Annotated in this window: 12 protein-coding genes; 4 read left to right on the top strand and 8 right to left on the bottom strand. The window is 41.3% G+C overall.

Annotation, left to right across the window (positions count from 1 at the left end; all coding sequences use genetic code 11):
* Positions 1-116 precede the first annotated feature (116 nt).
* Positions 117-944 carry a YaaW family protein gene (locus tag EWV68_RS17800; RefSeq protein WP_002758975.1) on the bottom strand — a complete coding sequence of 276 codons (828 nt, stop codon included), beginning with the start codon at positions 942-944 and terminating at the stop codon, positions 117-119.
* Between the two features lie 97 nt (positions 945-1,041).
* Here EWV68_RS17800 and EWV68_RS17795 point away from each other — a divergent pair, with 97 nt between their 5' ends.
* From EWV68_RS17795 to EWV68_RS17780, 4 genes are all read left to right on the top strand, one after another.
* The gene (locus EWV68_RS17795) at positions 1,042-1,986 is read left to right on the top strand and encodes an NAD(P)/FAD-dependent oxidoreductase (RefSeq protein ID WP_061430272.1); all 945 of its coding nucleotides are present in this window, start codon (positions 1,042-1,044) and stop codon (positions 1,984-1,986) included.
* Between the two features lie 98 nt (positions 1,987-2,084).
* Positions 2,085-2,339: a DUF7219 family protein gene (locus tag EWV68_RS17790; RefSeq protein ID WP_002758977.1), complete on the top strand. Its 255-nt coding sequence runs from the start codon at positions 2,085-2,087 to the stop codon at positions 2,337-2,339.
* A 219-nt stretch (positions 2,340-2,558) separates the two neighbouring features.
* A complete protein-coding gene (locus tag EWV68_RS17785; RefSeq protein ID WP_287170567.1) occupies positions 2,559-4,622 on the top strand; it encodes an ABC transporter ATP-binding protein/permease in 2,064 nt (687 codons plus the stop codon).
* Between the two features lie 327 nt (positions 4,623-4,949).
* On the top strand, positions 4,950-5,483 hold the full coding sequence (locus tag EWV68_RS17780; RefSeq protein WP_002733958.1) for a GNAT family N-acetyltransferase: 534 nt from the start codon (positions 4,950-4,952) through the stop codon (positions 5,481-5,483).
* A gap of 223 nt (positions 5,484-5,706) precedes the next feature.
* Here the strand turns inward: EWV68_RS17780 and EWV68_RS17775 are convergent, their stop codons facing one another.
* From EWV68_RS17775 to EWV68_RS17745, 7 genes are all read right to left on the bottom strand, one after another.
* Entirely contained in the window at positions 5,707-6,681 is a 975-nt protein-coding gene (locus tag EWV68_RS17775) for an MvdD family ATP-grasp ribosomal peptide maturase (RefSeq protein WP_287170566.1), read from the bottom strand.
* Between the two features lie 53 nt (positions 6,682-6,734).
* Positions 6,735-7,715 (bottom strand): MvdC family ATP-grasp ribosomal peptide maturase, encoded by a 981-nt coding sequence (locus tag EWV68_RS17770; RefSeq protein WP_287170564.1) that lies wholly within the window; start codon positions 7,713-7,715, stop codon positions 6,735-6,737.
* A gap of 278 nt (positions 7,716-7,993) precedes the next feature.
* A complete protein-coding gene (locus EWV68_RS17765; protein ID WP_287170568.1) occupies positions 7,994-8,146 on the bottom strand; it encodes a microviridin/marinostatin family tricyclic proteinase inhibitor in 153 nt (50 codons plus the stop codon).
* A gap of 549 nt (positions 8,147-8,695) precedes the next feature.
* Positions 8,696-9,976: a rod shape-determining protein RodA gene (gene rodA / locus EWV68_RS17760; RefSeq protein ID WP_287170562.1), complete on the bottom strand. Its 1,281-nt coding sequence runs from the start codon at positions 9,974-9,976 to the stop codon at positions 8,696-8,698.
* Between the two features lie 211 nt (positions 9,977-10,187).
* Positions 10,188-11,249: an Mrp/NBP35 family ATP-binding protein gene (locus EWV68_RS17755; protein ID WP_061430267.1), complete on the bottom strand. Its 1,062-nt coding sequence runs from the start codon at positions 11,247-11,249 to the stop codon at positions 10,188-10,190.
* Positions 11,250-11,454: 205 nt separating this feature from the next.
* Positions 11,455-12,246: an MOSC domain-containing protein gene (locus EWV68_RS17750; protein ID WP_287170560.1), complete on the bottom strand. Its 792-nt coding sequence runs from the start codon at positions 12,244-12,246 to the stop codon at positions 11,455-11,457.
* Positions 12,233-13,510 carry a glycosyltransferase gene (locus EWV68_RS17745; protein WP_061430265.1) on the bottom strand — a complete coding sequence of 426 codons (1,278 nt, stop codon included), beginning with the start codon at positions 13,508-13,510 and terminating at the stop codon, positions 12,233-12,235. Before EWV68_RS17745 ends, EWV68_RS17750 begins: the two co-directional genes overlap by 14 nt.
* Between the last annotated feature and the right edge of the window lie 78 nt (positions 13,511-13,588).

The raw sequence follows: 13,588 nt of genomic DNA, 5'->3' as shown, positions 1-13,588 counted from the left end.
CCAGAACAGAGTAAATCTGTTAAGGCAGGTGCGGAACCCCGCAAGGGAAAGAAGCAGAAACCTAAATCGTGAGGTTTGGGAATCGCCGTCCGTTTTACGGCGGCGAGGATGTCAAGCTATGCAGGTTGCCAACAATCGTCACGGGTCAGACGAATTTGGGCGATGGCAAAAATAGTCGGGATAATCCGGCCGTAATCGGTGGCGATCGCTTTCCAACCGAGATCGGCAATAAACCAACCCCATAGAGCCGGTCCTACCAAACTTAACACGGTTCTGACCGCTCCGTAGCGGGCCGCCGCCGTAGTCATGCCCTGTTTAGCCGTTTGTAGGGCTAATTGATTAGCAATTGCCCCACCCTGGACTAGGGCAGTTTTTGCCCCTTGATAGCGGGCAAAATGGAGAGCGAACTGCCCGGCGATATGTTTGAGCAGAATCGGTTTCAGGATAGAATTAATGGCGATGACGCTGCCGCCTTTGAGGACTATATCGAGGGGATTGTGTTGTAGGTGAACGGGTAAGGGTTGGGGAGTGTGGGAATCCGCGAGTGCTTTTTGAATTTGAATCGAGAGGGATTTTTGTTCCGATGGGGGGAGACGTTTCCAAGCTTTGTTAACGAGGTGAAGATAGATTTCCGCTTCAATTTCCGTTGTCGGCATTTTTTGGGAGTAGGGAACCTTGAGGAAATGACAGACACGGACGAGAATTTGACGATAACTAACTTTTTCGGTTTGACCTTTTAATACTGTCACACCATCGGCAGCCAAATAACGAAAACGATCCTCGACGCTATCTAACCAACTATCCCAATCTTGACTTTGAACGGCGATTGCGTCCGGCGCTCGTAGATAATCGAGAGGGTTAAAACGACGGCAAAAGAGGATGTTAGTGATTTGCTGTAGTTCCTCCTCGGTGGCTAACTCCAAAGCTGTGCGTAGTTCGTCCAATGTGGTTTGTCCTCCTCAGCCCCAATAATCAAATCAGTTTCGCTAGTGCTGATTACTACTAATATTAACTCAAGGGTTCACAGGATTAGGAAGGCTAGTGACAAATTTTTCGATTAAGGTTGGGATCATTGGCGCGGGTTTAGCCGGGTTAACCTGCGCTCGTCAGTTGTGCGATCGAGGTTATACTGTTAAGCTATTTGATAAGTCTAGAGGCATTGGTGGTCGTTTAGCCACACGACGGGTTAACCGAGCTAATCAAGAGATGGCTGTGGATCATGGCTTGCCTTTTTTGACTGTTCAGGGGGAAAAAACGGCGGCTTTAATTGATAATCTCCTGAGAGAGAATCTAGTTACTTCTTGGTTTGATTCTAGCTATGTTGCTCCTTCTGGCATCAATAGCGTGGCGAAATTTTTAGCTAAAGGTTTAGAAATTGAACGAGATTTTCTGGTTACTCGTCTGGAAAATCGTCAAGAAAAATGGGTTTTAAACAATAACGGTCAAATTCGGGGAGAGTTTTCGGCGATTGTCCTAGCTATTCCCGCCCCGCAAGCAGCGTTATTGTTAGAAAACTCTCCCATAACTACTATGCCAGAATTGCGATCGATCGTTTATGATCCCTGTTTAACGGTAATGGCGGGTTATGGCGATTCTTTACCCGCAGTTGCTCCCTCCACCGATATCGCTTGGTTAGGACTTGATAGCAGTAAACGGCAATCATCCCCTGATTATGTCTTTGTTGTGCATAGTAGTGGAGATTTTGCGGTTAAATATCTCGATAGCGAGGATTTAGAAGCAGTTAAGCTAGATTTGCTCTCTCGTGCTTCTTTGCCTCTCCCCGATTGGTCTCAGCTGCACCGTTGGCGTTATGCTTTAGTCCGTCAGGGTTTAGCTGTACCCTGTTTAAGTGTTAATAGTCCTTTACCTCTAGTTGCCTGTGGTGATTGGTGTCAAGGAGGAGATTTGTCGAGAAATTCTTCCCTAGAAACGGCCTTAACCTCTGGGATAGCGGCAGCTAATCAAGTTCAGCAGCTACTCTCTTAAGAATCTAGAGACAGGTTTAAATTCTTAGGTTAAGCATAAGTTAACAAAAGTTTAAATATATAATAATGTAGATATCCTATACTGGGGGGTCGGTAACAATGGAAAAATTCAATTCTAAAGATAACTTTCTCTACCCTAAAACCAGCTACAGGGGTTTATTCACGCCACAAAATTTAGTTTTTAACGCTAATTTGCAGGAATTCGCCCTGAGAGTCTCTTTTATCGCTGGTTTACACAGTGGGGGAAAGCTTACCTCCACGGAAGCTTACGAGAAAATTAACCAGCTTTGGCAAGAGTTGAATACCAGTCAAAAATTCCTACTAGCTAATCATTTTGAGGATGACGGAGATTGAGAGAAGGGGGTTTTTCAGTGACCAGTAAACAGCATCTAGACTGCCACAGTAACAAAAGTGGGTCAAGTAGTTCTTAGTCAAGTCAGAGCTTTCTGGCCATAGCTGGCTTTCATCTTCTAGATAAAAATGTTATCAAAAGACAACAAGAGGTAATTCTGCCGCTACAATATGATAGCGAGTTGTCAAGAGAACAGTAAAAGAACTGCCAATTGGATCTAGATGCCTCAATATACTACTAAACAAGCAACGGAAAACCCTGTTGTGTCCGACCAGTCCGCCAATAATCCCTTTTCACTATTTGGTCAATTTTGGGAAAGCCTAAAAATTGTTGCTCAACCCTATTGGTATCCAACGGAGTTAAATGGACGTGCCTTTGGAGATGTGATCATTTCTTGGGGAATGTCAGCTTTGATCCTTTTAAGTATCTTGGCAACGGTGGGGGTAGAAGCTTTTAGTAGCTACTGGAATCGTTATGTACTCGATATTATTATTGAAGATAGAGACCTTTCTAAATATCTCAATACGCTGTGGTTATCCAGTTTGTTGATTATATTAACAACGGGGTTATTTGCTTTTTCTCAATTTATTCGTCGTCAAGTGGCATTGGATTGGTATAAGTGGTTAACCAAACAAACCGTTAAAAAATATCTCAATGCTCGCGCTTATTATAATATTGATTTTACCTCAGCTTTAAAAAATCCCGATCAAAGATTATCTCAAGAAATTGAACCAATTACGACCATGACCCTAAGGTTATTAATCACCTTCGTGGAAAAAGGGTTACAAATGATTACTTTTGCGATTATTCTTTGGACAATTTCTCGGCAAATTGCGGTTTATCTAATAATTTATACGATCGCAGGAAATTTAATAGCAATTTATCTAACTCAAGAATTAAACAAGATTAATCAATCGGAGCTTAATAATAAAGCTGATTATAATTATGCTTTAACCCATGTGCGTAACCACGCCGAATCCATTGCTTTTTTTCAGGGAGAAGAGCAGGAAGAAAAAATCATTGAAGGCCGTTTTGAACGGGTTATTCAAAGCTCGGAAAAACTGATAAATTGGGAACGGTTTAATAATCTTTTTAATCGAGGTTATCAGTCAGCGATTAGTGTATTTTCAATGTTTATTTTGACCCCGATGTTTATTAAAAATGAAATCGATTATGGGGAAATAAGTCAAGCGAGTTTATGCTGTTTCCTTTTTTCTAATGCCTTGGGACAATTAATTACTGAATGGGGAACATCGGGTAAAGTTTCAAGTTATATTGAACGGTTAGCTACCTTGACAGATGCCTTAAAAGTTGCCAGTGAAGAGCCGAAACACTTAAGTCGTATTATCACCCTGGAAGATAATCGTCTAGCTTTTGAAAATTTTACCCTACAAACTCCCGATTATGAAAAGGTAATTGTGGAAAATTTATCGGTTTCTGTCCCTTTGGGAGAAAGCCTACTGATTATTGGCCCCAGTGGTCGAGGAAAAAGTTCCTTGTTACGAGCAATCGCCGGTTTATGGAAAGCAGGTAGCGGCCGTTTAGTGCGTCCTCCTTTAGCTAAAATGTTATTTTTGCCCCAACGTCCTTATATTATCCTTGGCAGTTTACGCCAGCAATTACTTTATCCCCATACCAATGATCAGGTGAGCGATGAAGAATTAGAAAATATCTTAAAAAAAGTCAACCTGCAACATTTATTAACTGACAAAAATACCTTAGATAAACAAGTCAATTGGGAACAGATTTTATCCCTCGGAGAACAACAAAGATTAGCTTTTGCTCGACTATTAATCACTAAACCCACTTTTACTATCTTAGATGAAGCAACTAGCGCTTTAGATTTGGCCAATGAAGCCAGCTTATATCAGCAATTACAGGAAAGTGAAACCACTTTTATTAGTGTTGGTCATCGGGAAAGTTTATTTAATTATCATCGATGGGTCTTAGAGTTAACAGAAAATTCCCATTGGCAGCTGTCAACTGTAGAAGATTATCAGCGCAAAAAAGTGAATAACCTAGTGATGATGTCAAAAAAATCAGAAAATTTTTCGGCGGTAAAAATAGAGACTTTGTCTGAGGTTAAAACTGAGCATGATGCGGAAATTGCCGGAGTTTCTGAAATAGCCGAAGGTTTGTCCCATCAACAAATGCAGTCCCTAACTGATTATTCTTTAAGTAGCGTTCGTAATCGAGCCAGTTTAGGTAAAATTATTACTGCCAAAGATGGTTTTAATTATCGTTACGATAAAGACCCAAAAACCTTAAAATGGGTGAGAATATAGCTAATGGGGTGACAAACAGATTGAAAGTGAGACAGGGTGTGGGGTGTGGGGGGTAGGGTGTAGGGGGTAGGGAAAATTTTTCAGACTTCCCCCTCTCAGGAGAACTAGAGAATGAGGTTTTTGCTGGGTAATACCAATTCTCCAAAGTCTGACTACAGAAGTTTAATCCCCCTAAATCCCCCTTAAAAAGGGTGACTTAAATTCGATGTGTAGTTTTCATTTAGAGAAATGGTATAAGTTGATTAACAAGCTACTAACTGATAACTGATAACTGATAACTGATAACTGATAACTGATAACTGATAACTGGTATAGGAGTTTTATCACATGAAAGCACTGGAAAAACTGGTGACGGAACGATTATATTTAGTCCCCTTAAAGCTTGAACTTCTCAAGGCCGCAATTATAGGTATCGATGAATTAGCAACAATTTTGGGGGTAAAAGTTGCAGCTGACTGGGCCGAACAAGAGTTGATTCAAGCTTTCCCTGATATTGCGAATATTTTGCTGCAATTCCCCTTACAAAATGAGTGGGGGTGGGGGAGTTTAATTATTCATCAAACAGAAAATACTCTTATTGGTCATGTGATGATCAAAATTATTCCTGATGTCACAGGTTTACCCACAGATGCTGTAGAAATTGGCTATCAAGTAGCACCGTTATATCGACGACAAGGCTACGCATCCGAGGCGACAAAAGCAATGATGGACTGGACACTTTCTCAACCTGGTATGCAAACAGTGACCGCCGGCTGCGCTCCCGATAATATAGCTTCAAAGCGAGTTTTAGAAAAAATAGGCATGGATCTGATAGAAGCACGAGAGAAAGTCTTGGTCTGGAAATTAAGTAGGGTTTGCTGAAAAAGTTTGTTGGTGGGGTTAGGAGCCAGTTATCAGTTATCAGTTATCAGTTATCAGTTATCAGTTATCAGTTCACTGAGAAAACTCCCCACTTCCCCACTTCCCACACCCTACACCCCACACCCCACACCCTACACCCTCTTTCAAGTCAGGAGTCGGGGGGGAAATCTGAAGTCAGAGCCTCGTCGATGCGATAAAATACTCTGGCTCTGTATTTGTTGGTTTATGAGTTAACTAGGATTTCAGCGATCGCCTGGGAGATAGGAAAATAAGGAGGATAAAGTTCTAGCCAGAAAAACTCGCCAACGGGATTAATTTCTAAAAAGATATAACGTTCATCTGGTGTGACAATCATATCAATTGCACCATAATTAAGACCGAAATATTTCACTAATTCTAGTAGTTGTTTTTCAATAGTTTTCGGTAAATCGTAGGGTTGCCATTGTTGATGGAGCGCTCTTCCCTCTTTTCGCCAATCGTAGATAGCTCCGTCTAATTGTTGGGAATTAATCGCCGCCGTAAATATTTGTTCACCGACGATAGTGATGCGTAATTCCAAAGCTTTAGGAATGTTTTCCTGAAAAGTCATGGGACAAAATTGCAAACCTTCCAAATTATCTAGGTCTTCCTTTGTAACAGGACTGGTAAAAACAACCATTTCCTCTTGCTTGTCTCCATAAATAGCAAATTGAGAAAGCATTTTAGTCACAATTCCCGTCGCTTCAAACTCCTGAGCAAATTGCTTGACAGCTTCAGGATTATTAGAAGTTAAAGTCCCCGGAATTAATAAACCTAATTGTCGCGCTACTTGTAACTGCAATTTTTTATGATTGGCATGATCTACCTTAGCAATTGGGTCAAGATGAAAACCAGATAAACTAGCAATCATTCCTCGAATACTTAACCGACATTCCTTAAGAGAAGCTTCGCGAAATTGACTATCCATCCCATCGGGTAATTTTAGTCCGTATCTCATGCGTCGATACCAGACAGAAGAAACTTCTTTTAGCTCTAATTTTTGGTCTCCATCGGTAATAATTCCGCCTTTTTGACCGCCTGAGTAAAGATCAACTTTCACCTCTGTAGGGAAGCGATCGGTATCAAAACGGAAGGCTTTTTTACCCATCGTTTCTATGGCTTTGATTACCAGAGGAATACTTTCATTATCGTGGCTAAAAGTAACAATTAAAACGGTCATAGATTTCCTTGAAAACTTAATATTAACAATTTTTTGAGCGCCAGCTTTGCCGATCAACCGAAGACTAAAAAATCAGCGATCGCATGAGAAATAGGTAAATCTAAATCCCGTTCTAACATTCCCCACTCACCACCCGGATTAACTTCTAAAAAAACGTATTCTCCCCTAGGAGTTAAGATAAAATCAAACGCCCCAAAATTCAACCCTAAATTAGCCATAAAAATCTGAAGTTGCTGCAATAGTGAATCGGGTAAAGTATGATGTTGCCAAGCACCAGGATTAATACCAGGTCTTCGCCAATCTACGGCTGAATGATTATACTGAGAAGATTCTAAAGCACCCACAAATGTTTGTCCATTAACCACGACAATTCTCAATTCTAATTGTTTAGGAATTTCCGCTTGAAAAACCATAGGACAATAACGTAAAGATTCCGCTTCCTCAAGGTCTTCTGCTTTCACCCTACTGGTATAAAGAAAAAATTCCGGCGATTCCATACTACGGGCGATCGCAGTTAACAATTTACTCACCATTCTTCCCTGAACCTGGGAAAAAAACTCCCGGGCAGCATCAGGATTATTGGTCACTAAAGTGGGGGGGATAATCAAGCCAACTTCTGAGGCCAAACGAAGTTGTAATAACTTATTTTTAGCCCTCTCAATTTGCGCTAAATTATCTAACCAACGCGCTGACCTTAAACTATCCCAAAAACCAGCCAAAGTCGTCTGGGATTCTCGCACACAAGCCTCCCGAAACTGAGGATCTAAATCTCCTGTTATTTCAGGTTGCCAAATACGTCTTGTCCAAACAGATTGCACCTGTTGACTATCAATAGATTGATGGTTATAGGTTAATTGATAAAAACTTTTTTTACCATTAAATTGGGCTGCTAATTGAACCTCTAAGGGAAATTTATCGGTATCTAAGCGAAAAGGTGTGGCTCCTTTTTTTTCTATCGCCTCAGCCACGCGGTCAATCGTGAAAAAATCGCCGCTATGGGTCAACAATAAAACAACTTTAGGCGATTCTTTCATATCAGTTGCAAGTCCTTACATTTTAACCCATCTTAAGGCTTTTGGGTCGGTCTTTATTGATCCTAATCTCAAGAAAATGCTGCAAAAAGTCTTGCTTTTGCTTGACTTATTGCAGTATTGGTTTTTTTCTTGAGTAATTACCAAAGTTACTTTACAGCACTTCTCAGGATCTCAACGTGCAGTTTTTTTGGCTGCGAGCCTTGCTTAGTGGAGCTTTTAGCTTTTTGTCTGTACGGTGTAATCAAGAAAAGTGCTGTAATTACTCAAGTGATCTGAGTTTAATACTCTTCCCAGTCAGAAGGGTATTTCAAGGTGCCCCCGTAGGTAGGCTCAGGGGAAGGAGACTTGATGGAAGATTCCTCTTTGCTTACGGACAAGAAACGAGCAAAGAAAGGAAGTGCTTTACCTTGTTGATCGTTGGGATATGCTATTGTTATTCCTCTGGTAATTTCAAGTGAATAGGTTTAATCACTCAGACAAAACTAACAACCCGTACTAACCCTTGAAAGCTTTGCTGTGCATGGCTTTCAGAATCGGGATTGTGCAAATAATTTGCCTTTGTTTGGGTGATGGAAAACATCATAAGCACTAATCCGGCCAATGTCAAGCATTTAAGAAAAATTTAAGAAAAATTTCCGCTAAATCATACTAAATCCTTTGATTATCGGCTATTTATGAGGACAGGCACTCATGCAAAAAGCACTCACGCAAAAGGCAAGTGGATAAAAATAAATAGATTAGTAGATTGGATGATTTAAATTGTAGTCCTTCGATTCGAGAGTTTTCTGGTGAAAGAAAGTTTTTTAATGTCGGTTATTGGCTCTCCCGTACCCAAGATCAACTCAGTGATCAGTGATCAGTAAACAGTAAACAGTAATCAGTAAAAAGATAGTAGGAAACTTCTATTTAATACTCCACACTTAAAACTCAAATCTGATAACTGATAACTGATAACTGATAACTGATAACTGCACAACTACTTAGTACAAACGCTTACGGGGGCGATAATTAGCCACGGATTCCACTAAACCCAAGGCAATAAAATTGGTTAATAAAGATGAACGTCCATAACTTAACCAAGGTAGAGGAATCCCTGTAATCGGGGCTAATCCCACGGTCATGCTAATATTAAGAATTGCCTGAAAAGCGATCATCGAGAGAACACCGATCGCTATTAAAGAACCGAAGTTTTCTTTAGCAGTATTAGCAATAACTAACAAACGCCAACAAACTAACCAGAAAGCTATTAAAACTAGAATACTGCCGACAAAACCGAATTCTTCTCCGACTACGGAGAAGATAAAATCGGTGTGTTGTTCGGGAATAAAATTTAATTGGGTTTGGGTGCCTTGGTGTAATCCCCGTCCCAATAATTCTCCCGATCCGATGGCAATGCGGGATTGAATTAATTGATAACCTCCCCCCAAAGGATTCTTTTCTGGGTGAAGAAATAGGGTTAAACGATCTTTTTGATATTCTTTCAATAAACCCCAAAAAACCTCGCCTAATTTACCCACTGCCAGATTAGTTGCCACCACGATGAAAGTAGATAAAAAACGGTAGGGAAGGGTAAACCAAGCAAGCACAGCGATGATAATTGCTAAAACAATCCAAGCAGGAAAAAGTAAATTAAACAGAAAAACCGATGCGAGGGGAGATAAGAGGATAATCATCCAAGGTAGTTTCGCATTAGCCCAGTAAATCATGCCTAGGGTAATTGCACCAAAGACTAATCCCGTCCCCAGGTCCGGCTGCGCCATAATTAACACCCAGGGGATGGCAGTGACGGCAAAAACACGAGCGATCGCAAAAAGATTATCGGCGGGACGATGATGTAGGAGGGCTGCTAGGGTGATAATTAAACCTACCTTGGCAAATTCCGACGGTTGCACGTTAAAACTGCCGATATTAATCCAACTTTGCGCCCCATTCGCCGTCACCCCTAGGATAATTACTGCAATTAGGGAGAGATTGGTGAGAAGATAGGTTAACCAGTGCCATTTCAGCAGACTTTCGTAACGACAACGGGCCAGAAATAAAGCGATCGCCACTCCCCCGGCCCCGAATAACCAGTGTTGCCACCAGTCGAGAGCAGTGGTATGTCTTTCGGCACTACGAATCATTAAACCACCGAAAACGGTTAAACCCGTCACCAAAACGAACAAAAGCCAATCAATTTGGGCTATATCCCGGAAAATGAAGCTAAACCGCTCATTAAAACCCCTTAGTTTCCTACTAATAAGGGACTGTCTTCTCACCATTTCTCTCCCCACATTTACTAACTAACTAGGGTTTGCTCAATAAATCTAAAAACATTGTTCGATAAGACTTTTAGACCTTTTTGAAATCCAAAAGCACCGGACATTGGAGTGATTGGGGGGAAAATTTAGGGACTTTTTCCCTGAAAATGGGTAAAACCCTACACCCTACACCCTACACCCTGCCCCTAGGGAAAACTTTTTGCCGCAAACCCTAACTATAGGCTGCCACGGATACTTTCGCCGCCACCTGACGAGCGATCGCTATCAGGGCTTTAGCTGAGGCCGATTCTGGTTGCCCCAAGACTACCGGTACACCAGTATCACCGCCCTCCCGGAGGGATATCTCCAGAGGTACACATCCCAGTAAAGGAATGCCCAATTCTTGCGAGGTTTTTTCCCCACCACCGGACCCAAATAGATCATAGGAGCGATCGGGCTGATCGGGAGGGATAAAATAACTCATATTTTCCACGATACCCAAAACCCGCGCCCCTAGCTGTTGGAACATTTTTAAACCCCGGCGCGCATCAATTAAAGAAACCGTCTGGGGAGTGGTGACAATCACCGCACCCGCTAGGGGGACCGATTGAATTAAAGTTAATTGTGCATCCCCGGTACCGGGAGGCATATCGACGATTAAATAGTCTAAATCGCCCCAATTGACTTGATAGAGAAACTGACGGATAATGCCGTTTAACATCGGACCGCGCCAGATTACCGGTTGATCGGGGTTGATCAAAAAGCCCATGGAAACCATTTTGATGCCATGGTTAAAAGCGGGTTCCAATATCTCGCCATTTGCGCCCTGTACCGTCACTTGTGCGTCATTTAAGCCCAACATTGTCGGGGCGTTGGGGCCGTAGATGTCCGCGTCTAATAGCCCCACTTTTGCCCCTAAATGAGCCAAGGCGACGGCGATATTGACAGCCACGGTACTTTTTCCCACACCGCCCTTACCACTGGAAACGGCGATAATATTTTTAACCCCCTCCACACCTTGGCGATCGGGTAAAGCTTTTTGTTGCGGGGTTTCGGCAGTTACTGCCACGGCGACACTTTCCACCCCGGGCAGCTGTTTAACAGCTTTTTGGCAGTCTTCCACGATAAATTCGCGCAAAGGACAGGCAGGAGTGGTCAAAACTAGGGTAAAGCTAACTTTTCCGCCATCGATCGCCACATTGCGGATCATGTTCAATTCCACTAGGCTTTTTTGTAGTTCTGGATCTTGAACGGGACGTAATACTTCTAAAATCGATGCGGTATCAAGGGGCATGGTTTCAGTGTCTCTAGTCAAGTATTGTTCTTATGGTTATTTATCTTAACCTTGATGCCCGCACAGTTATCAGTGGGGAGTGGGGAGTTTTTTGCTGTGAACAGTGAACAGTAATCAGTGAACTGAAAACTCACATCTGATAACTGATAACTGATAACTGATAACTGATAACCCCATTTCCCTATCCCCCTATATCTCTATATCTCTAGATTACGGTAATAGGATCGCCGACTTTAATTGTACCTGTCTTTTCGGGGATGACATTTTCTCCGAACATGATGCCCCCGGGGAAACTGCGAAAAGTGCTTAAGGTTTTTAAAGGTTCTTGCTGGGGATTTCTCCTACCTGTTTCTTGATCGGTGGTGGTGATAATACAGCGACTACAGGATTTAACTAGGGCATAATTTATCTCTCCAATTGTGATCTTTTGCCAACTACTTTCGCTAAAAGCTCGATCGCTACTAATAACAATATTAGGACGAAAACGATTCATCGGCACTGGTGCAACTAAACGCCGATTTAAGTCCTCTAAAGAAGCAGTATTAGTTAATAAAATTGGATAACCATCGGCAAAGCTGACGGGAGTATGATCATTCCCCGCATAGCGAGGATTCGCAGGACGTGGATAATCAGGAGATTGTCGCACTAAACGACAGGGAATGTCGAGAATTTTCTCGAACCATTCGGCGATTTCATCCCCTTGATCTATGGCTATGGTGTGAGATTCCCAGATTTGAACCGCTCTTTTTTCTCCTGTGAAATTAGGCTGGAAAGTCAGGGAATCTTGAGATGTTTTCAGAGAAAAATTATCCTCTGTCATCGTGACAGAAACGGTGGCTAATTGCGGATATTCCCTTTGAGTGATAAATTTACCCTTGCCATCCACTAACATCATTTCTCGATCCCAGAGTAAACCTTTAGGAGTCACTTCAGCTTGGGATAATTGAATACCTCGACAGGATTTAATCGGGTAGATATAGAGATCAGTAACCTGCATTTTCTTTCAGTAGTTCTACATATTTTTTCGCCACATCTTCCCAAGTCCAGAGATTAATTTTATTGGGGATATCTTCGGGTAACAAGCGAGGAATTGGATTGAGGATAAATTGTTCTAAACAGTTGGCTAAACTCTCCGCATCTCCCCTAGGATAGAATTGCACTCTTTCGGGACAATTATATAATTCTACCTGTTCTTGAAACACTTCTAAATCGGAAGCGATAACGGGAATACCTTGTAAAATGGCTTCCGCTATTGCTAATCCAAAACCTTCGTATTTTGAGGGAAATACCACAGAGGAACAGGTTTGATAATAAAATTGTAAGGTTTCATAGTCTTGATAACCTAATCCCTTGATATGACTCTCGAAAATTTCTTGATTTTCCCGATAAACTCGGTTACATTCTTTGAGATAATCTTGGTATTCTTGAGTTTGGGACTGTTGAGATAATTGCAGATTTCCATTAACTAGATTATCGGTTTCTTTACCGATAAAAACTATTTGAAATTTTAAACCTTTTTTCGCTAGTGTAATGGCTGCTTTCAGTAAAGTCAGATGATCTTTGTAGATACCAAAAGAGGAGGGAAAATAAAAAGTAACTAGCTCGCTTTTGACTAAATCAATCTTGGGATTAGACTGCTCGATAAGTCCTGCTAAGGGTACAGCTTTTAACTTACTAGCATAGGTAGCATTGGGAAAAACTTTTAAAACATCGTCTTTAGTTTTTTGGGAAATTGTGAACAGTAGATCGGCCCGATCTAACCATTCTTTTAACGCTTCATTGTAGGGTTCTTGATAGGATTCTGAGTAAGTTAAGGGAGCAAATTGCCAAAAGACATCATAAATAATGCCACTTAAAGTAACCTTGACATTGGGGGGAGAAATCCGATTAGTCATCCCATACAAACAGTGATCAGCTTGGTAACGCTTGACAATCTGATTAATTCTTGCTTCGATGCGTAAAAGTTCAATTCTACGAGAGAAAAGACGATGAAGAGCATTCAGTCTTAGGGTTTTGTAAAAATTCGCTAGAAGAACATAAAAATAGATTAATTTTGTCTCAAAACTCTGGGGGTAAAAAGCAAGATCCTCATAGATAAGTTTATCGGAATCAGGCATTAAATATCTAAAATATTCAATTTCCTTACGAGGGAGGACGATAATAATTTGTTCGACGTATTCTAATAAGCTAGGTATTAAAGAGATAATGACTCTTTCTACTCCTCCTTTGCTATAAAATAAGATCGGGATGACAATTTTCATAGATTTCCTCGCAGATAGCTGGCAATAATAAAGATTGATTTTTGACTTGAACCTATTATATGATAGGCTCGAATTGTT

Source organism: Microcystis sp. M_QC_C_20170808_M9Col (assembly GCF_007095495.1).
In the GTDB taxonomy this organism is placed as follows: domain Bacteria; phylum Cyanobacteriota; class Cyanobacteriia; order Cyanobacteriales; family Microcystaceae; genus Microcystis; species Microcystis aeruginosa.
Note: the sequence above shows the minus strand (reverse complement) of the source record. Positions and strands in the feature narration are given on the sequence as shown.